The organism is Serratia surfactantfaciens, assembly GCF_001642805.2.
Lineage (GTDB): Bacteria > Pseudomonadota > Gammaproteobacteria > Enterobacterales > Enterobacteriaceae > Serratia > Serratia surfactantfaciens.
Window position 1 is genome coordinate 274,082 of the sequence record NZ_CP016948.1, and the last position, 19,039, is coordinate 293,120.

Below are 19,039 nucleotides of genomic sequence, written 5' to 3' on the forward strand. Positions count from 1 at the left end.
TTAGCCAGCAATGAACTGAAAAAATAAGAAATGTTATTGTTTACTTGGCATATGGCAGCCTGCTTTCTCATAAACTATGAGAGGCACCTCTGGTCAAGCGACTGAGCTAACCATGTCACAGCCATTTGCGTCTCAGTTACATGAGCGGCACCATCGTACAGATGGCGTCTGATGGATTCGCTAGAGCCAAGCAAACCCGATATATGCTGCTCGTCAGGCGGCTGATTTATAAATAAAAATAGGATGATATGATCTGGCGGTTTTGTGGTGTGGGATCTACACAGGTGAACGGCCGCTAAGCATCGGTCATCCAGGCGATCACCGATGCTAATTTAGCTATTTGAGATAAATTACCGGTCCGCCGCGCAGATAAGATAGCCGGTATTGATGGATTTTACCAATATCAGGTTATCTTTCAGGCGCCATATCTCTATCTGAAAATCGATGCCGGGCAATGCCGGTAAGATGTCCGCCAGCCAAAGGTCTTCTGGCGTGGTGTCGCTCGGATGCGTAATCACCTTGCTGATATTCGCCTGTTTGACCTGATTTATCTTCTGCGGCGCCAGAGTAAAATAGCTGAATCTGGAAAGCAGGTAGCTGTTCTCATCGGTTTTGACTTTCCCCAGCAGGCTAAAAAAACCTTCGTGTTCATTTTTCAGGAACAGGGTGAGGCGGCCATCAAACAGCGTGAATCCTTTGTCTTTTTGTATGAACGTTTTGTAGTGTGAGGTGCACTTAAAAGGTTCTTCCGCATGCATGCCGAACGAAAAAAATAACAGAAACAACAGGGTATTGACCGTTATAAGCAGTTTTTTCATTTTGATGTGTTTCTCTGGCTTTTGATATTGAAGCACGTATCGTAATGGTGGCCACCGGTTTTGCTGCAAACGGATACCAGGTCGGCCCGAACGGAGTTTTTATTGATTCGATCCTCCAGATAGAAAACATCGCTGGGGATGTTCTTACAATCTACCTCTTCGTGCTTTAGGATCCCACTTATGCGTACAGTTAACTCATTATTGAGACTGTGCCGCAGTTTCCCCAGCCCATAAATTTCACATTGGTCGAGGGTGGCGATCTTCTGGTAAGGATAGCCGTCTTGATTTGTCATCTTCAGGATAACGATAGCAACTATAATGCCAAGGATAATCACGGCTGAAAAGATAATGACTCTCTGGCGCAAGAATGAAGGGGAACGTTCAGGAATAGAGTGTTCTTCCAGCGTGGTGTCCAGAGCTACATCATTATTTTCAGAAGAAGCCTTTTCATCTGCAACGGTCGCTAATCCGCTAGGTACGATATTGGAATCAAACAGGTCAATCTCTGCCTCCAGCCTGAAACCTAACTTAGGGATAGTGATAATGATTTCGTGATCGCAGCCCAATAAAGAGAAGGCCTTGCGTAACTCGCTAATGTAATTATTCAATCCGGCGTTGGAAGCCGCGAATCCATACGTCAGCCATACCTTTTCAAGTAAATCATCTCTGGCCATGCTGATTCTGTTGTTTTGTATTAGCTCCAACAGCAAACGGGTGGCAGGTTTAGTCAGTCGGGTAACTACCTGGCTGTTCTCATAAAGATGAAGCGTCAGTTCATTTGAATCAAAAACAACGAATTTATTTATTATGTATTTCATTTTTATCGATTTCGCGTAAGGGGGCTGGTGTTTGAATTAGTCAATATCCTATCGCACGGCATAAAGTTTTCAAGAAAAATCTTATCTTGAGTTGAGTTAAATATAAAAATAGAAAAATTATATTTTTCCTGTTTGTTTTAAATTCCTTAACCTGTCGTTTTCTTGATAAAAATTGGAATATAAATATAAATATATTGTTATTTTTGGGTTTTAATATCGTATTTTAATGTTTATTTAGTTTATTTTGCTAGCTTGACGGTTGAGCGTTAGCATTTACACATCGCCGAATCAGCGGGGAAAACGTCTCCCGACTGCGCCGGTGAAGAAGGTGAAACAAAAAGAGAGAGTAGGGCGTTTGCCGTTTGCGCAGGGCTCTTTTCTATTAAATTTATTGTATATATGGAATTAACACGATGAAACTGAACAAAATCATGCTGGCGGCTGTAATGACTCTGGGCACTATCTCTATGGCTAACGCGGCCAATCAGGGGGGCGGTACCGTTACCTTTAAAGGTTCCATCATTGATGCGCCTTGCTCTATTGAGCCAGGCTCTCTGGATCAGACCGTTAAACTGGGTGATATCGCTTCCGCACAGCTGAAAAACGGCGGCAAGTCTACTCCGCAAGATATCCTGATCAAACTGGTCGGTTGCGATGTGGAAACTGCTAAAACCGTAACCACCACCTTCAGCGGCACAGAGTCTGAAGCGGCGCCTGGCCTGCTGGCCATGAAAGGCACCGCACGCGGCGCCAGCATCGCCATCAACGACCTCGACGGTAAACTGCTGCCGCTGACCACCGCCAGCAAGGCACAAAAAATTGAAGACGGTCAGGCCACCCTGCGCTTCAGCGCCCACCTGCAGGGCGACGGTGCCTCGGCTGCCATCGTCCCGGGTGAGTTCAACTCTGTTGCCGACTTTACCCTGGCGTACCAGTAAGTCCACGGCGATTAATTCGCACGGTTAATTGCATGCGGGGTAACCCGCATGCTGCTTATTAACGCGTTATGTGGAGATGTGGGTATGCACTCACAGCGTGGCAAAAGGATATTGCACAGCGCGGTGTTCGTTAATCTGTTGCTGTGTTCCTCCCTGGCGCACTCCGCCAATCAGGGGCGTGGCGAAGTGACCGTGAATGGCAGGATTATCGCCTCGGCCTGCGCCATTGATACCGACAGCCTTGACCAGACCATCACCCTGGCGACATTGCCCGTCAGCCAGATTATTCGCGACGGCCAGAGCGAACGGCATGAGTTCAATATTAAGCTGGTGAACTGCACATTAGAAAGATTTAATTCTGCGCTGGATGACTGGCGCTATTTTGCCGTGACGTTTGACGGCAGAGACGATGCCGGATTATTTGGTATAGACGGTAATGCGAAAGGTATTGCCTTGCAAATTACCGATAAGCAGGGAAATATCGCCATGCCGGGAGTACCCATGGCAAAAAATGACATTCAACCCGGCACGATGGAATTTAATTATGGTCTGCGGCTGATGGGAAATAACCAGGTAATGAAAGCCGGGAGTTATTACTCCACCGTGCGCTTTAAAATGGATTACTACTGAATCAGCCTGGCGCTGCCACGGCGAGTTAAATAATTATTGATAAGGGTCTGCGGATGTTAGTTACTCCGTCATATGGCTGTATAGGGAAAATACGACCGCAAATATTGGGGCTGTTGATCGCCTTTATTCTGGCGGGGAACGCTGTTTGCGCTGTAGCGGCTGATATTGAATTCAATACCGACGTGTTGGATGTGACGGATCGCGCCAATATTGACCTGGAGCAGTTTTCTCGCGGCAATTTTATCATGCCCGGCGATTATCTCTTTGCCGTACATATCAATAAGCAAACATTACCCGATCAGCCGGTGGTGTATTACCCACCGGATGATGACGCCAAAGGCAGTGAAGCCTGCATAACGCCGCAGCTGGTTGAACAGCTGGGGCTGAAAGAGAGTGCCCTGCAAAAAATCACCTGGTGGCACCAGAACCAGTGCATGAACCCTGAGAGCCTGGAAGGGATGGAGGTGCGGGGCGATTTGGGGGCGGCGGCCTTATACCTGAGTATTCCGCAGGCGTACCTGGAGTACACCGCCGAGAACTGGGACCCGCCGTCGCGCTGGGACGAGGGTATTCCCGGCCTGCTGTTCGACTACAACCTGAACGGGCAGGCCCAGCGCCAGCAAAAGCAGGGTACGCAGAGTTATAACCTCAGCGGCAACGGCACGCTGGGTGGCAACCTGGGGGCCTGGCGGCTGCGCGCCGACTGGCAGTCGCGGCTGGACCGCCAGAGTGGCGCCGTAAAATCGGCCCGCTCCAGCTGGGACTGGAGCCGTTACTACGCTTATCGCGCACTGCCGAAACTGGGCGCCCGGCTGACGATGGGGGAGGACTATTTAAACTCCGACATCTTTGACAGTTTCCGCTTTGCCGGCGCCAGCCTGGTGACTGACGACAACATGCTGCCGCCCAACCTGCGCGGCTATGCGCCGGAGGTGACCGGCGTGGCGCGCACCAACGCCAGGGTGGTTATCCGCCAGCAGGGGCGCGTGCTGTACGAGACCCAGGTGGCGGCGGGGCCGTTCCGTATTCAGGACATCAACGACGCGGTCAGCGGCCAGCTGGACGTGCGGGTGGAAGAGCAGGACGGCAGCGTGCAGGAGTTCAAGATGGACACCGCCAGTATCCCGTACCTGACCCGTCCCGGCTCGGTGCGTTACAAGCTGGCGGCCGGCCGACCGGCGGACTGGGAGCATCACAGCAACGGGCCGATGTTTGGCACCGGCGAGTTCTCCTGGGGCGTGAGTAACGGCTGGTCGCTGTACGGCGGCGGCGTGGCGGGCGGCGATTACAACGCGCTGGCGCTGGGGGTGGGGCGCGACCTGATGATGTTCGGCGCGCTCTCCTTCGACGTCACCCAGTCGCGCGCCACCCTGCCGGAAGAAAGCACGCTGCGCGGCGGCTCGTACCGGCTGAGCTACTCCAAGCGCTTTGACGACTACGACAGCCAGGTGACCTTCGCCGGCTACCGCTTCTCGGAGCGCAATTACATGTCGATGAGCGAGTACCTCGATGCTCGTACGTACGGCACGCGCCATAACAGCAGCAAGGAGATGTACACCATCACCTTTAACCAGCAGTTCCGGGACCTGGGGTTGAGCGCCTATCTCAACTACAACCACCAGACCTACTGGGACCGGCCGGCGAACGACCGTTACAACCTGACGCTGTCGCGTTATTTCGACCTGGGGCGTTTTCGGAACATCAGCCTGTCGCTGACCGGTTACCGCAACAAGTATAACGGCACCAACGACGACGGCATGTACCTGTCACTGTCGCTGCCGTGGGGCCGCAACGGCTCGCTGAGCTACAGCGGCAGCTACAACCGCAACGATTCCACCCAGCAGGTGGGGTACTACGACCGGCTGAATGAGCGCGACACCTATCAGGTGAGCGCCGGCAGCGCGCGCAGCGGCGCCACCGTCAGCGGCTACTACAGCCACAGCGGTGATATCAGCCAGATGAACGCCAGCGCCAGCTACCAGGCCGGCCAATACAGTTCGTTCGGGTTATCGCTGCAGGGCGGTGCGACCGCCACCCTGAAAGGGGCGGCCCTGCACCGCAGCAGCATCAGTGGCGGTACCCGCATGCTGCTGGATACCGACGGCGTGCCGGGCATTCCTGTGCGCGGCTACAGCACGCCGACCCTGAGCAATGCCTTTGGCAAGGCGGTGGTGGTGGATGTAGGCAGTTACTACCGCAACCAGTTCAGCATCGACCTGAACACGCTGCCGGAGAATGCCGAGGTCAGCCAGAGCGTGGCGCAGGCCACGCTGACCGAAGGCGCCATCGGTTACCGCCGCTTCGAGGTGGTTGCCGGCGAGAAGGCGATGGCGGTGATACGCCTAGCGGACGGCAGTTCGCCGCCGTTCGGCGCCACGGTGCGCAACGGCAAGAGACAAGAGGTGGGCATCGTCAACGACAACGGCGAGGTGTACTTGAGCGGCATCAATGCCGGTGAAGGGATGCGCGTGAGCTGGGGCGGCGCCGAGCAGTGCGGCATTACCCTGCCGCAGACGCTCTCGCCGAGCGAATTAACCAACCTGTTACTGCCTTGCGGCCCGGTGGCCGACGGTAAGGCGTTAAACACGAGTGAAGAGTAGAGAAACAATGAAAACCAAACATGCAGTGACATTAATTGCCGGTGGCCTGGCGGGCCTGCTGGTCGCCCAGCAGGCGAGTGCAGCCATCGCGCTGGACCGCACCCGGGTGATTTTCAACGGCGGCGACAAGTCGGTGAGCATGAGCATCAGCAACGAGAACAAGCAGCTGCCTTACCTGGCGCAGGGCTGGATTGAAGATGCCGACGGCAAAAAAATCAGCAGCCCGCTGACGGTGCTGCCGCCGGTGCAGCGGCTGGAGCCGGGCGCCAAAAGCCAGGTGAAGGTACAGGGGCTGCCGGCGGCCAATACGCTGCCGCAGGACCGGGAAACCCTGTTCTACTTCAACCTGCGTGAAATTCCGCCGAAGAGTGACAAGCCCAATACGCTGCAGCTGGCGCTGCAAACGCGCATCAAGCTGTTCTACCGGCCAAAGGCGATTGCGGTGACTAACCCGGAATCCGCCGCGCCGTGGCAGGAGAAGCTGACGCTGACCAAACAGGGCGATGGCTATCAGGTGAATAACCCGACGCCGTACTACGTGACGCTGGTTGACGCCGGCAGCAAAAAGGGCGCCAGTGCGCCGGGCTTCGAGCCGCTGATGGTGCCACCGAAGGGCAGTGCGCCGCTGAAGGTGTCCGCCTCTGCGCTGGGGAGTGCGCCGGTGCTGACCTATGTCAACGACTACGGCGGCCGCCCGCAATTGACGTTTAGCTGTAACGGCGCGAACTGCCAGGCGGTGGCGGGCAGTAAATAAGGTTCACGGAACTCACAGGTGGGGAAGCGATGCGAACAAGAGCCCGACGATGGAACGGCGGTTATCACCGTCATGAATGGTTGTATGCCCTGGTGGTGACGCTGGTGGCGCTGATGGTACCGCTGTGCCTGACGGTGATGCTGTGGCTGCTGCCGCCGGCACAGGCGGCGGACAACTGGCAGGTGGACGGCGCCCACGGTGTGCTGCATGTGCGCGGTGAGCTGACCGAAAGCGCCTGCCGGCTGGAGATGGCCTCTGCGTACCAGGCGGTCTCACTGGGGAATACCGCCACGGCGCAGTTGGCGCAGGCCGGTGACCGCGGCGTGCCGGTGAACGTGCAGCTGCACCTGCGCGACTGCCTGCGCGCGGCGTCGAACAACCGCGATGCGCGTTCGGGTAACTTGGTGTGGAGCCCGCAGCAGCCGGCGGTGTCGGTCAGTTTTATCGCCCCGGCGGATGCTGACAATCCGGCACTGGTGAGGGTACGCGGCGCCGCCGGACTGGCGCTGCGTATCATCGACGAGCACGGCAGGGATATCCGCCTTGGCAGTCGTGGGGTACCACTGGCGCTGGCGGTGGGACAAAGCGCGCTGAATTACCGCATTACACCGGAACGTACCCGCGCGCCGTTACTGCCCGGTGCCTATGCGGCGGTGGTGGATTTTCAGCTCAGCTATGACTAGGGGAAGCAGCATGACGGCAACGTTCAGACGGTACTGGCCCGGCTGCGGTCTGGTGATGTGGGTATTGATGTTCGGCCCGCAGGCACAGGCGGCGACGACCATCAAAGTGACGGTGACGATTGTCGCGCCACCGCCCTGCGTGATTAACAACAACAACCTGATTGAAGTGAATTTCGGCAATGACGTCATGACCACCCGCATCGACGGCAGCTACAAGAAGCAGGAGGTGGTGTACTCAGTGGAGTGTAAAAATGCGCCGAACAACGCGATGAAACTGCAAATCCAGGGCACCGGCGCCGGCTTTGATAGCGAAGTGCTACGAACCGACAAGGAGGGCCTGGGCATCGCGCTGCTGCGTAACGGCAATCCGCAGCCGATCAACAGCTGGATCAATTTTACCTATCCAAACCTGCCGCAATTTGAGGCAGTGCCGGTGAAACAGGCCGGAGCGACCCTAAGCGGCGGCAAGTTTACCGCCGGGGCGACCATGAAGGTGGAATACCAGTGAAAGGGGCAGAGGCAATGGCAGGTTATGGCGGTATTTTACTGTTGATGGCGCTGAGCGGCGCCGCAGGGGCGGCGGACAACATGAGTTTTTCCGGCACCCTTATTGAACCGCCGCCGTGCACCATCAACGACGGCGGCGAGGTGGAGGTTGATTTCGGCAACCGGGTCGGCGTGACCAAGGTCGACGGCGTTAACTATCTGCAGCCGGTTAACTATCGGGTTAGCTGCACGCCGGGTGCCAGCGCCTGGAGTATGACCCTGGAGGTGGTCGGCACGCCGGCGGATTACGACGAGGCGGCGATCGCGAGCAACGTAGAGGATTTGGCGGTGCGTCTGCTGCAAAACGGCAAGCGGCTTATCCTCAATCAACCGATCGCCGTCAGGCTGGATGCGTTGCCAACGCTGGAGGCGGTGCCGGTCAAGCGGCCGGGGGCGACGTTGAGGGAAGGGGCGTTTGAGGCTACCGCTACGCTGCTGGCGGTATACCAATGAGGCGGAGAATCAGCATGGTTGGCAAAGCGGTTAGCTGTGCCGCAGCTGTGTGGCTGCTGTGCGGGCAGCCGGGTATGGCGGCTGAGAACATGCGCCTGCACGGTGCATTGGTGGCGGAGCCGTGCGTGATCCCGCCGGGGGATGAAACGGTGGAACTGGATTTTGACACGGTGATCGACAAATACCTGTACCTGAACACCCGCACGCCCGGTCAGGCATTTGAGCTGCACCTGGCGCAGTGCGATCTTAGCCTGGGCAAAACGGTGAAGGTGACCTTCAGCGGCACGGAAAGCGCCGTGTTGCCGGGGTTGTTGGCGCTGAACGGCGCCAGCCAGGCCAGCGGTATTGCCATCGGGATGGAAACCCCGCAGGGCGAGCTGTTGCCGGTGAACCAGCAAGGTAAGGCGCAGACGCTGGTGAGCGGCGCCAACACCCTGACGGCGCGGGCCTATGTACAGGGCGAGCCGGAGGCGCTGAAGCACAAAACCATCGAGCGCGGGCCGTTCAGTGCGGTGGCGACCTTTAGCCTGGAGTATGAATAACCGCACTGAGGCATGGCAGGCCGCGTATCGCTGGCTGTGCCAACGCCGCCGCCATGCGCCGCCCAATGCGGATATCTGGCATCTGCGCTTTCACTGGGCGCAGCAGAGTGAACGCCTTTGGCGGCAACTGCAAAACGGGCATTACCGCCTGGCGCCGATGCAGGTATTGCGGCGTGGTGGCCGCAGCTGGGTGCAGTGGTGCGCGCAGGATGCGCTGATATTGAAGTGGGCTGCGCTGCAGGCGGAACCGCTGTTGCCAAAACCGGCTCGTTGCCTGCATTTGCGCGGGCATGGCGGTAGCGCGGCGTTGGTGGCGGAAGTCCGGGAAGCTCTGGCCGGTGGAGAATACACCTTTGTCTACCGAACGGATATTCGCGGCTATTACCGGCACATTCGTAAACAGCAGGTGATTAATCAGCTGAAATGGCAGGTGGCCGACCCGGTGCTGTTCGATGTGATGCAGCAATACGTGCATTACAGCGTCGAAGACGGCGGTGAGTTTTATACCCCGCCAAGCGGCATTTGCCGAGGTTGTGCGCTGAGTCCGCTGATTGGCGGCAGCTTATTGCACCACGTAGACAGTTTTTTTAACGCTCAGGAGGGCGTGTGGTATGCGCGCTATATGGATGACTTTTTGTTGTTTACCCGCACCCGCTGGCAACTGCGGCGCAGCGTTAAGCGGCTGCATGAATTTTTTGACCTGGGCGGCTTTGAAACCCACCCGGACAAGACCCAACTGGGCAGGATTGCGCAGGGTTTTGACTGGCTGGGGGTATGGTTTACCCCCACGGGGTCCACCCTAGCGCCCAGAGCGCTGGAAAACCACCGTGCACGACGCGCGCGGCTTTACGAGCAAGCTTGTAGACAAGGGCTGTCATCGACAGACACTGCGGAACGAGTGCGAACGTACGAGGCACGGTGGACAATATGGGCAGAGCGTATGCTGGGTCATCCACTGGATGATATTTGCTGATTTTCGCTCTGCCGGACGAATGAAATTATGCGAGCTCGACCGACGATGAACGATAACAGAAACGCCTGGCCTGCACGCGGCTTTTTAGCTCTCCTCGCCGTGACCCCCGCAGCATCGGGGTACGATTTGCCATTTGCGCTTCCCTCCTTCGTGCCCCAGTCTCTAGAAGTGGACGTGCAGTACGATTATCCCTCTAAGTGGCATGCGTATGTGAATACGGTACAGACCCTCGGGTCCTCCCCCGACTCCGTCTCCGGTGCCCTGTGGGGGAACGCCGAATGCGACCGCGATGAGTCCTGTCTGACTGTGCGTGCCAGTGACGGTCGCACAACCCGCCGGTGGTTAAAAAAAGTTCGCAAATGCCTGCCTACTCAGGGCCCGGGGTGGCTGTCCGAAGCAGTAAGCCGGTTCGTGCACGAGAACTTCGACAATTCCGCAATGGAATATCTCGGAGAATACACCGTCCTACGCACATCCAATGACCTCCAGATCTGCATCGGGGATGGATCGTGGCCTTACAGTCTGGGGTACTCGGAAGTGGGCAGCCCTACCCAGCCCATCACGTGCAGTCTGCGCATGCCTGGGCAGGTGGATCTCGGTGTGATTGCAACGTCGGTGTCACGCGAGGTCCTGGGGACGATCAGCTGCCGTGGAACCAGTGAAACTGATGTCCGCATTTCGATCAACGGACCCTCTACCATCCAGCCCGTCCCCGGCCTAGAATTGTGGACAACGACACCTGAATGGACCACGCATGTGACAGGAGACGGTAATCCTGTGGGGGTTACGATCAATGTTGGTGCGGATATTCGTGGCCCCGCACCCGGACCCTACTCTGGGGTATTTGTTTACCAAGTCGAATATCCGTAACGCACCGGACCCCTCTGCACGTCCCCCCCGGTGCTACACGGATCCCGGGATGCAGTCGGGTCCTGGTGAGAAACCGCGCTAGGACACCGATACACGTTCACCCCACCGCGATACACTGCCACTCCGCAAGACCGACTTCGTCAGGGACGGCAAATCGCGGATATGATACCGTTTACAGCTGCCTTGCTTCTCATATCGACGCGCCCTCGGCGCTGGCGCGGCGCGTCCACCACGTTTTCCATATAGGGGGGGGTTATTGTTTGTTAATGAGTACGGAGTATTTTTAGTCCTGACCGGTTTTTTGGGGTTCGACTAGCGGGCTCATGCACCTGGGCGATATCTACAATCTGTCTATAAACATACAATGAGCAGATCGCAACCGTCGTAGACAGGTTTAGCGGGAAAAAATACCTAAATATTTACTTTCCGGTAATTATACAAAAATAAACTATGTCGATACACGGAATAATAAAAACTCATTAAAAGCTCGTTTTTATTTGCTCTGACTTCTATAACCTACAGTCAAGTTGTTAGCGTGAAGGCCAATGTTTCTGTCTTTGTGGCGCCTCGCCGGGGCCTAAAGTTGGTTTAGAACAACGGTAGCTATATGCGTGTGATATGACCTCGACCTATGCTTTCACATCACCGATTGCAATTTTTTGTTTTACATCATCAGCGAATTGTGACTAGAAGGCGGCATACACAACTATTCAGCCGACGATTCCGGGAGAGGGGGAGAAAACGTATTTCTTTATGGCATTCTCGTTAATTGTTGGCAATCAGTAAAAAACAAGAAAGTGTGGGAACCGATTGTAAGCACACTCATTTTAGTTCCACGCACTTTTTTATTTCAGCCATCAGTTGATCCCTTCCCAATATCGGTGCCAGGGTAACTCAGAGATCCCGGGCATTTTTGCTCTTCTCCCGTGATCAGCCCACAATATATATCCGTAGCCTCGAATATGGGGGGGACAACCCGGGCGCGCGGAGCATATATCTCCTACCAACCCTGGCAAGCGTTTGGGATCAGATTATCCCTGCTTTCCGACAGACGGGCCGGGAGATCTCGATGCTGCGATACGGCAACACATTAACGCCTATGTCCTGAATGTTCCATTACCCTATATGGGAGTTGGCCAAACGTGGGGAAATGGGCTTTCGATAAATATTAAGCTGTGCAAGTCTGCATATGGCTGGGTAAGTGCCTCCTATTCAGGAACGCCTCAAACTTCAAATATCCAATGTATCTGTTGGGGCTTACTGAAATCACGCTGACGCAAGCAATTCCGGTCATTGATGCCTCCTATGGATTATCGTGCGTTGGAGTGGGAATGACAAACGTGCGTTTGTCGGTCGTTGGGGCGTCGATGGTTTACCCCACACCCGGCCTCAGCCTATGGACCCAGCCTCCGGCAAAGCCGATCCTGGGTGTTGCCGGCGTGTCTATGCCTTTGGTTATCCGCTTCGGGATGGATACCCCACTTCCAACCATTCCGGCTGGCAAATACCAAAGTACCTTCGTTTACGTGGTGGAGTATCTCTGATTATCCAGGCTCCATGCCACTACGGTATCGTTGCACGGTAGCCTGCGGGTTGCGAGGTGCAGCTGGAACAGATTGCTATAGTGGCTAATATCCTATTGATTATCCACTGATTCATCCGCCGGAAGCTAAGTTGGTCAATGTGATACGGTTATTGCCCTCTATATCGAATGTTCAGTTGTTATCTATTGATTTTTCTATGTTATTTTATTTTTATGCTGGAGGGTACATTGCTTCGTGGAAAAAATAAATTATTGCTTGAATAGCGCAGAAAAAATCAGGGCTGAAAGCCATAAAATAGATGGATACACTGAATGGTGAGGTGATTTATTGCTTGTCTTAGATTTAAATTCTGAATTATTCGATTTTTTATATTTATTTTGCTGTCTTTGATTAACCATTCTTATCATAAAACCATGAGTTGATATGCCATCAGGCTCTGTTTCTTCAAAGAACATGCCGAAATCGGCAGGAGATAATCAGGAGATAATAATGCCAACTCTGTTAGAGCATGATCCCGCAGCCCTATGTCGCCACCGGCATGCGCCCAATCTCGGTTTGGACAGTGTGCCCCGTTCAGCAACGGTATCGGTATCTGCTGCGGATAACTATTTTGCCCAAGGTTTGCAGACCGTGGCTGCCGATATTGTGCGTGTGTCAGGCAGGGCGCTGAGCGAAGCGGTGCGGGTGATCTACCGGCGTGGCATGGTTTGCGTGGTAATGGAAAGAAGAGCATCACAAATAAAAGGAGTCGTGTCGCCCTGGCGGGTGCTGCCCGTGTGGGCGTCGCTGGAACAGGCGCGCCGCGTGTTATCGGCGTTGCTGGAAATGCCAGAAATATCCGCAACTCAGAACGTCCCTAATGAGCCGCACACTAGCCCGGTGGCGTTTACATGGCGGGAACAGCGGGTGTTGCAGCTGCTGCGCAAAGGGCGTTCGCAAACTGAAGCGGGCATCATATTGGGCCTCAGCGTAAAAACGGTAAATGCTTATAAACAACGAGCCTTGCGCAAGCTGGGGCTGAAGAATAACCGACAGCTGCAATATTGGTTGCTGGAGAATTTATCAGAATAAAATAGATTGGCAATATTCTAAAGCAATAACAAATTATTAACATAACTTCTTTCTTATTTCATCCAGGGGCTGATATTAAGCCTTAGCGTGTGTATCGCATTTTCGTTACGCGCGTTAGTCGCGGCTGGTCATATTAGGCCGCAGGTTTTTGGACGTTCGGCATTGTAGATGCCGATGTGAATAAAACCACTGGAGATAGCGTGATGAAAACAGGGAGAAAGCGGATTAGCCCATTGGCATTGAGCCTTTGCGGCGTGTTATGGGCCTGTGCGCAGGGAGCGTTGGCGCTCGAATGCCATCTGGACAGTGAAAACGGCATCACGGAGGAAACGGAAAACATCGGTGCACTAACCGTAGCCGCCGATCTGCCGGTGGGCAGCCGGCTATGGACCTCGCGAACCATGACCCGCAGCGTGGTGTGCTGGGCGACCGGCAGCACGAAGGAGGAGTGGGTCTATTTTTATGGCAATCCGGTGGGCGATGTGGTGCGCCCCGGCATTGGCATGGGGCTGATTTATAACGATGCGGATCTTGGCATCGTCAAGGCCGGCAGCAAGGTGCAAACCGATATGTGGCGACTGAATAACAAACCGGAAAAGGGCCTGGTGAAATATCAGGTCTACCTGGAGAAAACGGGCGAAATCAAGGAGGGTGGGAACGACTCGGTGGCGGTGTTTCAGCTGGACGGTTGGCGCGGGATTAACTCTACGCCGGGTAAAAACTATCGATATATTTTGCAGGGATTGGGAGCGATCAAAGTCTCAACCTGCTCCGTGACGATCGATGCGCCGCGGGAAATTGATTTTGGCGTTATTACCTCCATTGCTGCTCCAGGAGTGATTGGCACCCGCGATCTTACCGTCACCGCAACCAAGAGCCCTGCCTGTCACGCAGGCAGCAAGCTGGGCGTCGCCTTAATATTTTCTGCTCCGGGCGGCGGTGTGGTGGAGAACAATACCGCATTAGATATGGGCAACGGCACCTATTTCAGCATCCGGGAAAAAGGCGTGAAGGTTGCCTTCGAGACCCCCGTGAGTTTTTGGGACAATGTGCAAAGCGGCAATCAATTTCAGGCCACTTATAAAACCGAGCTCAACGTAAAAAATACGCTGCAGATGGGGGCAGCGAGTAAAAGCATCATACTGAACGTCAACTATCGCTAGCTATATCAACACTCTCATGGCGCGATATGGCGCCATGAGGCATCAACTCGCTCTATTTTTTGGCGGTACAACTATGCTGTTTGAGCGTATATTTTTTATATTTATATTTCTGCTGTTTATTCCGGCGGTAATTTATATTCCCCAGGCTAGCGGATTGGGGCTGGCACTGCCGCTCAATTTGCTGGTCTGTAGCGGTGCCGCTCTGTTGATGGCGGTATGCTGGGGGGCTGTATCGCTGCGTTGCATGGTGATAACCCCCCTCTGCCGTACAATGTTGCTCGCAGGTCTGCTGTTGGTGCTGCCGATGTTTTTTGCTCAGGCTGAGTGGCGAAACGCCGCCATCTGGCGGTTGGCTGGCATAGTGGCAGGGATGATGTTCTATTTCACCTGGCTGCAGGTGAGCATGACCGCGTGGCAACGTTATGCCGTGCTGTATTTGATCCTTTTTGCGGTAACGGCGCAGGCGATGGTTGTCTTGTCGCAACTGTTTGCTTTATCGAACGTGCAAGGCGCCTTCGGTATTCTTCAACAGCCCGATTTGCTGGCCAGCTTGTTCGCCACCGGTCTAGCGCTTGCGCTAATGGCGTTTTTGCTGCCAGGATTTCGCCTGCCGCAGGCCCGTGCCGAAGGTTGGCGTCGCCGGGCTCTGGCCGCGATGTTGGCGTTGCTCTCAATGGCGCTGGTATGGGTGCAGTCCGGCATCGGTTGGTTGGCGGGAGGGGCCGTGTTGGGGGGCGTTGTCCTGCTCCTGTGGCGGCGTTATCCGCGGGATGTTGTCACGGTTTCCTCATGGGTGAGCTGCTCCGCGCTGGTGGCGGTAGTGATATTGCTTATAAGCAATGAATCCGGAGGTATGCTGCATTATACCAGTTATGAGGGCGTCGACGACGATCGCTGCAGCCAGCTGACGATGATTGCCAAAAAGCCGCTGTTCAGCTGGGGCTATGGCGGGTTTGAATACGGCTTCCAGTCTGTTCGTGAAGATCAAACTCAACCAAGGAGAGCGGCCGAGATTGTTCGTCATCCCCCAGGCGAGCCGGTCCTGTGGAGAGCAGAAGGCGGTGTGGCGGCGTGGCTGGGCATGGGAATGCTGGCATGGGAAGGTTTGAAGCTGGTTACCCGTGCTCGCTGGCGCGACCGATGGGCCTTCGCAAGCAGTAAGGAAACGGCGGGGGAGGCGCTGGCTCTGTGCCTGGCGCTACTGCCGATGGCGCTGAATATCCTAACTAAAAGCCCGTTTCACCTTTCGGCGCTGCATGGATTGGTGTTTTTGATGTTGCTGGCTATGCTCGATCGCCTGGTCAGCCCTCGTCTGGCGCGTGGCGCGTTGCTACGGCATTGGCGTTGGCCGATGTTGGCGCTTTCTTTGGCGATACTGTCTGTCATGGCGGCAGAATATATGTGAAATGCCGAGGTTGTCGGGGTAAGTGAGCAGGGTAAAAAGAACTTTTACGTAATAGCTTTAGCGGTAATGTGGCGGTGATTTAGCTATAAAGCTTCACGTAATTATCACATCTGTAGCCTAAGTGAGCTGTAACAGAACGACGGCGGTTCCCCACATTGGCACCGGTTTCTGTCCGTAGAGCTAAACCATTTAGTTACAGATGAATAGCAGTGCACAGGTAAATGTTCATAGCTAAGTTCATATTAAATTGAAACAAAAGGAAAAGTTATAAGTTGTGAATAGGGTGCACAGTTTCTCTGTAAATCTTTTTTATGCTACCCATCAACTCGTAAGACAGCCGGGAGTTAGGCTATTGGCCTTAAGACGATGTTAGTGTGTATCTTTGAGTGTAAGTTGGTTTTTTGTTTTTTTTTAAATCATTATGAATCAATGCGATAGTTTTGTTTTTTTGACTCCTATTATCGGCACCACCTCACTTTTTAACTTTCCCTTTCGTACGCTCCGTCACCGACTCTGTCAGCAACGCTAAAGCCTATTAATCCGGCGCATGATGCAATACCTGGGCTTGCGTGCCATAAATCGCACAACACACAAACGTCGTAAACGGGAATATGCGTTGCTACGTTGGGACCTCACCGTCTTTTTCTTATCTGAGAAGAAAGGCATTAACGCGATTAATTCATTTAAACAAGTGAGGTTGTTATGTGTGAAGATTTAATTTCAAGAACGAAGTGTTTTGTCTTTAATGGTCAAAGATACAGAGTCTTTATCTCTCATCGCAGGGGGATTGGCGGTAATTTGAACCCGCTGTATCTTTTGGATGCTAACTCCCAGTTTTCGGTCGTGACGGAACGTAACAACAGAAAACGCGATGGGGATATTCTTTATGTCGGCATTGGCTATCAAGACGGGGTGGATGTCTTGAAGGCAAGAACCCGCGATTATACGGTTCCCTCAGGAGAGAAAGAGTTTGCGGAAGGGGGCGGAGCGGCAGCGTTTTATCAGTTTATTGCCGCATGCGTTAAACCATGGGTCGAAGCGCATTATCCTGTCAACGTAGATCGGCAAACGCTGGCAGGCCATTCGCACGGTGGTCATTTTGTGTTGTATACCCTGTTTAATCATCCTGATGCATTTCAAAATTATTTAGCGGCCAGTCCATCCATTTGGTGGGGCAATGGGGCGTTGATTCCTGACGGCAAGTTAGCCATTGATGAACATGTCAATCAGGTCACGCTGATGGTGGGAGAGTATGAAGAAAAGCTTCATCCCCAAAGTAATGAAACAGAGAAAATGCAGATCCTTAGAATGAACGCCACGCCTAAGCTGCGAGCCAGAAATTTGGCGGAGAAGTTGATCGGTAATGAACAGCGCTGTAGCTTTGTTTTTTGCACCGGACGGCGCCACCCCGGCGTTATTAAGGATTATGCACAGGTGGCAAACCTGATCGCTGGGCATCGTCCACAATATGACGGGCTTTAGAATAGACATAGCGTTATTCAAGATCGATTTTATTGCTGTTAGTCCGGGCTGACGCTGCGAATCCTATCAATGCGAGTCACCTAGATTGTCAGTGGGAAGTCACCAGGGAAAATAAAATAGTCGACAAGGATATGGCCCCCTAGGGGCAACACGCTTAGCGCGGCGTCAACGGCTGGCATGATAGTCATGAATACATGCACATTATCCACTTTAAAAACAACAAGATATTAAAGTGTTGAGCCTTCGCCGCAGGAATATTCCTCCTCTTGCCGTACGTCTTTTTCCTGCCTTTCCCCGGTTAAACAACCGTTTAATTAATCACTGTTATAATTACCCCTGTTGAGCCTTGATGGGTGAATGTTTCTTCCTCAAGCATTGCGATGCGGCGCTCTGTGGAGCGGCATCCGTTTTTGGACATGCCGGTGGTTCGGTGAGAAGTTAGGAGAAGTGCACTATGAGCAGAAAAGACAAGCTCGCGGCGGCCCTGCTGGCCATCTTCCTGGGTGGGCTGGGCATTCACAAGTTTTACTTAGGGATGAAGTGGTGGGGGCTGTTCTACCTGCTGTTCTGCTGGACGGGGATCCCGGCGATTGTCGGCTTTATCGAAGGTATTATTTATCTGTTCCAGTCGGAAGAGAAATTCAACCAGAAATACAATTCTGGTCTGATTTAATGCTTTTTCTGGCGGCGCTTCCTGTTAAGGGAAGCGCCGTTTTTCATTCCGTTACTGTTTCTTCATCATCATCTTGCCGCGCATTTCTTTGCTCATCATTTTATTCGAGCTGGAAATCACGCAGTTATATTGCTTGCCTTGGTTAATGATCATAAAGGTGCTGACCGGATCTTTAAAATTCTTGTCGATGGTGAAATAAATATACGCCTGTGGCAGCGCCGCCGGTTTAAAGGCGCCGAAGGCATACACATCCGCCAGGCCCAGCGCGGAGAGATCGACCGTCAGCTCCATCGGTTTCATGGAATCCGGCGATGGGAACATCGACTTGGCCGACATCATCATGGTGCTGCTGTTGATGGTGTAATCGGTTTTGACCTTCATGCCCATATATTTCGATTCCGGCATGGAAAGTTCTTTTTTGCAGGCGGCGTCATGCTGCGGCGCCGGGCTGCCATTTTCCATCACGGCGTGCACGTGTTCCAGCATCACCGCCGCGCTGCCGGTGGTAGGCTGCGCATCGGCCGCGTAAGCCACGCCGCTGAAGGCGGCCACAGAGGTAAGGATAATGCCTGTAACGATTTTCATTGTCGCTCTCCGGAATGCTAATAATGATATTAATTGCGGTGTGTAGCCTATTGGCTTGATAAAACGCAAAGTTACCCCGTTCCATGGAGATAAAGCCTCCTCGGAATATTGTCGATAAAATATTTCCTCGCCCGTTAAAAAGCGGACTTTTTTAATTGCTGTCAGTGTCTTTGCCTGTGTCCAACTGCATATAAATAGTATGTCTAAACATAGTCAATGTTTGGAATATGCACAAATTATTGCAGTTTTTTTCCGCTTTCCTTTTCCGGTTTTTAACAAGGGGTAAATATTATATTGATATACAGGCAGTTATCTTTTTACGTTAAAGGCACTCTGTGAAGCGTTATTTATGTGATCTTTATAGTCACAGAAATAACTCTGAAATTATTATCTTTCTATTTAACGGCTAATTATTCATGGCATAGGCTTCAACCCCTGACGTTTCCTGCGCTAGAATCAGGCGGCCGCTCTCTGTTGAAACAAGGATATCG

Annotated in this window: 18 protein-coding genes; 15 read left to right on the forward strand and 3 right to left on the reverse strand. The window is 53.5% G+C overall.

What is annotated here, in order from left to right; translation table 11 throughout:
* Positions 1-350 precede the first annotated feature (350 nt).
* Positions 351-818: a hypothetical protein gene (locus tag ATE40_RS01245; protein WP_063918782.1), complete on the reverse strand. Its 468-nt coding sequence runs from the start codon at positions 816-818 to the stop codon at positions 351-353.
* The gene (locus ATE40_RS01250; protein ID WP_063918783.1) at positions 815-1,636 is read right to left on the reverse strand and encodes a winged helix-turn-helix domain-containing protein; all 822 of its coding nucleotides are present in this window, start codon (positions 1,634-1,636) and stop codon (positions 815-817) included. The genes ATE40_RS01245 and ATE40_RS01250 overlap by 4 nt, the downstream gene beginning before the upstream one ends.
* Positions 1,637-2,049: 413 nt before the next feature.
* Between ATE40_RS01250 and ATE40_RS01255 the strand changes: the two genes are divergently transcribed.
* The 15 genes from ATE40_RS01255 to ATE40_RS01330 all read left to right on the forward strand — a co-directional run bounded on the left by ATE40_RS01255 (position 2,050) and on the right by ATE40_RS01330 (position 17,963).
* Positions 2,050-2,574 carry a fimbrial protein gene (locus tag ATE40_RS01255; RefSeq protein WP_063918784.1) on the forward strand — a complete coding sequence of 175 codons (525 nt, stop codon included), beginning with the start codon at positions 2,050-2,052 and terminating at the stop codon, positions 2,572-2,574.
* A gap of 84 nt (positions 2,575-2,658) precedes the next feature.
* The gene (locus tag ATE40_RS01260) at positions 2,659-3,204 is read left to right on the forward strand and encodes a fimbrial protein (RefSeq protein WP_063918785.1); all 546 of its coding nucleotides are present in this window, start codon (positions 2,659-2,661) and stop codon (positions 3,202-3,204) included.
* A gap of 53 nt (positions 3,205-3,257) precedes the next feature.
* Positions 3,258-5,804 (forward strand): outer membrane usher protein, encoded by a 2,547-nt coding sequence (locus tag ATE40_RS01265; RefSeq protein WP_063918786.1) that lies wholly within the window; start codon positions 3,258-3,260, stop codon positions 5,802-5,804.
* A gap of 7 nt (positions 5,805-5,811) precedes the next feature.
* Positions 5,812-6,558 (forward strand): fimbria/pilus periplasmic chaperone, encoded by a 747-nt coding sequence (locus tag ATE40_RS01270; protein WP_063918787.1) that lies wholly within the window; start codon positions 5,812-5,814, stop codon positions 6,556-6,558.
* 29 nt (positions 6,559-6,587) lie between these two features.
* Positions 6,588-7,241: a fimbrial protein gene (locus tag ATE40_RS01275; protein WP_063918788.1), complete on the forward strand. Its 654-nt coding sequence runs from the start codon at positions 6,588-6,590 to the stop codon at positions 7,239-7,241.
* A gap of 10 nt (positions 7,242-7,251) precedes the next feature.
* On the forward strand, positions 7,252-7,749 hold the full coding sequence (locus tag ATE40_RS01280) for a fimbrial protein (protein ID WP_063918789.1): 498 nt from the start codon (positions 7,252-7,254) through the stop codon (positions 7,747-7,749).
* 14 nt (positions 7,750-7,763) lie between these two features.
* The gene (locus ATE40_RS01285) at positions 7,764-8,240 is read left to right on the forward strand and encodes a fimbrial protein (protein ID WP_063918790.1); all 477 of its coding nucleotides are present in this window, start codon (positions 7,764-7,766) and stop codon (positions 8,238-8,240) included.
* Positions 8,241-8,254: 14 nt separating this feature from the next.
* On the forward strand, positions 8,255-8,782 hold the full coding sequence (locus tag ATE40_RS01290) for a fimbrial protein (protein WP_063918791.1): 528 nt from the start codon (positions 8,255-8,257) through the stop codon (positions 8,780-8,782).
* Positions 8,775-9,755 (forward strand): reverse transcriptase domain-containing protein, encoded by a 981-nt coding sequence (locus tag ATE40_RS01295; protein ID WP_063918792.1) that lies wholly within the window; start codon positions 8,775-8,777, stop codon positions 9,753-9,755. The genes ATE40_RS01290 and ATE40_RS01295 overlap by 8 nt, the downstream gene beginning before the upstream one ends.
* 2,201 nt (positions 9,756-11,956) lie before the next feature.
* A complete protein-coding gene (locus tag ATE40_RS01305) occupies positions 11,957-12,169 on the forward strand; it encodes a hypothetical protein (protein WP_156785394.1) in 213 nt (70 codons plus the stop codon).
* Positions 12,170-12,658: 489 nt separating this feature from the next.
* Complete coding sequence (locus tag ATE40_RS24460; RefSeq protein ID WP_177342833.1) at positions 12,659-13,240, forward strand: helix-turn-helix transcriptional regulator; 582 nt, start codon at positions 12,659-12,661, stop codon at positions 13,238-13,240.
* A 176-nt stretch (positions 13,241-13,416) separates the two neighbouring features.
* Positions 13,417-14,403, forward strand: coding sequence for a fimbrial protein (locus ATE40_RS01315; protein ID WP_156785395.1), 987 nt, complete (start codon positions 13,417-13,419; stop codon positions 14,401-14,403).
* 73 nt (positions 14,404-14,476) lie between these two features.
* Positions 14,477-15,808, forward strand: coding sequence for a polymerase (locus tag ATE40_RS01320; protein ID WP_156785396.1), 1,332 nt, complete (start codon positions 14,477-14,479; stop codon positions 15,806-15,808).
* 702 nt (positions 15,809-16,510) lie between these two features.
* Positions 16,511-17,290, forward strand: coding sequence for an alpha/beta hydrolase (locus tag ATE40_RS23980; protein ID WP_071891938.1), 780 nt, complete (start codon positions 16,511-16,513; stop codon positions 17,288-17,290).
* 454 nt (positions 17,291-17,744) lie between these two features.
* Entirely contained in the window at positions 17,745-17,963 is a 219-nt protein-coding gene (locus ATE40_RS01330; protein ID WP_019454291.1) for a TM2 domain-containing protein, read from the forward strand.
* A gap of 51 nt (positions 17,964-18,014) precedes the next feature.
* Here the strand turns inward: ATE40_RS01330 and ATE40_RS01335 are convergent, their stop codons facing one another.
* Positions 18,015-18,548: a hypothetical protein gene (locus tag ATE40_RS01335; protein WP_019454290.1), complete on the reverse strand. Its 534-nt coding sequence runs from the start codon at positions 18,546-18,548 to the stop codon at positions 18,015-18,017.
* Positions 18,549-19,039 lie beyond the last annotated feature (491 nt).

What these genes read in the sequence shown, in the direction of transcription:
- ATE40_RS01245 (WP_063918782.1), bottom strand. Translation starts at nt 818, where the DNA reads ATGAAAAAACTGCTTATAACGGTCAATACCCTGTTGTTTCTGTTATTT.
- ATE40_RS01280 (WP_063918789.1), top strand. Translation starts at nt 7,252, where the DNA reads ATGACGGCAACGTTCAGACGGTACTGGCCCGGCTGCGGTCTGGTGATG.
- ATE40_RS01295 (WP_063918792.1), top strand. Translation starts at nt 8,775, where the DNA reads ATGAATAACCGCACTGAGGCATGGCAGGCCGCGTATCGCTGGCTGTGC.
- ATE40_RS24460 (WP_177342833.1), top strand. Translation starts at nt 12,659, where the DNA reads ATGCCAACTCTGTTAGAGCATGATCCCGCAGCCCTATGTCGCCACCGG.
- ATE40_RS01275 (WP_063918788.1), top strand. Translation starts at nt 6,588, where the DNA reads ATGCGAACAAGAGCCCGACGATGGAACGGCGGTTATCACCGTCATGAA.
- ATE40_RS01320 (WP_156785396.1), top strand. Translation starts at nt 14,477, where the DNA reads ATGCTGTTTGAGCGTATATTTTTTATATTTATATTTCTGCTGTTTATT.
- ATE40_RS01335 (WP_019454290.1), bottom strand. Translation starts at nt 18,548, where the DNA reads ATGAAAATCGTTACAGGCATTATCCTTACCTCTGTGGCCGCCTTCAGC.
- ATE40_RS23980 (WP_071891938.1), top strand. Translation starts at nt 16,511, where the DNA reads ATGTGTGAAGATTTAATTTCAAGAACGAAGTGTTTTGTCTTTAATGGT.
- ATE40_RS01260 (WP_063918785.1), top strand. Translation starts at nt 2,659, where the DNA reads ATGCACTCACAGCGTGGCAAAAGGATATTGCACAGCGCGGTGTTCGTT.
- ATE40_RS01255 (WP_063918784.1), top strand. Translation starts at nt 2,050, where the DNA reads ATGAAACTGAACAAAATCATGCTGGCGGCTGTAATGACTCTGGGCACT.
- ATE40_RS01265 (WP_063918786.1), top strand. Translation starts at nt 3,258, where the DNA reads ATGTTAGTTACTCCGTCATATGGCTGTATAGGGAAAATACGACCGCAA.
- ATE40_RS01290 (WP_063918791.1), top strand. Translation starts at nt 8,255, where the DNA reads ATGGTTGGCAAAGCGGTTAGCTGTGCCGCAGCTGTGTGGCTGCTGTGC.
- ATE40_RS01330 (WP_019454291.1), top strand. Translation starts at nt 17,745, where the DNA reads ATGAGCAGAAAAGACAAGCTCGCGGCGGCCCTGCTGGCCATCTTCCTG.
- ATE40_RS01305 (WP_156785394.1), top strand. Translation starts at nt 11,957, where the DNA reads ATGACAAACGTGCGTTTGTCGGTCGTTGGGGCGTCGATGGTTTACCCC.
- ATE40_RS01250 (WP_063918783.1), bottom strand. Translation starts at nt 1,636, where the DNA reads ATGAAATACATAATAAATAAATTCGTTGTTTTTGATTCAAATGAACTG.
- ATE40_RS01270 (WP_063918787.1), top strand. Translation starts at nt 5,812, where the DNA reads ATGAAAACCAAACATGCAGTGACATTAATTGCCGGTGGCCTGGCGGGC.
- ATE40_RS01285 (WP_063918790.1), top strand. Translation starts at nt 7,764, where the DNA reads ATGGCAGGTTATGGCGGTATTTTACTGTTGATGGCGCTGAGCGGCGCC.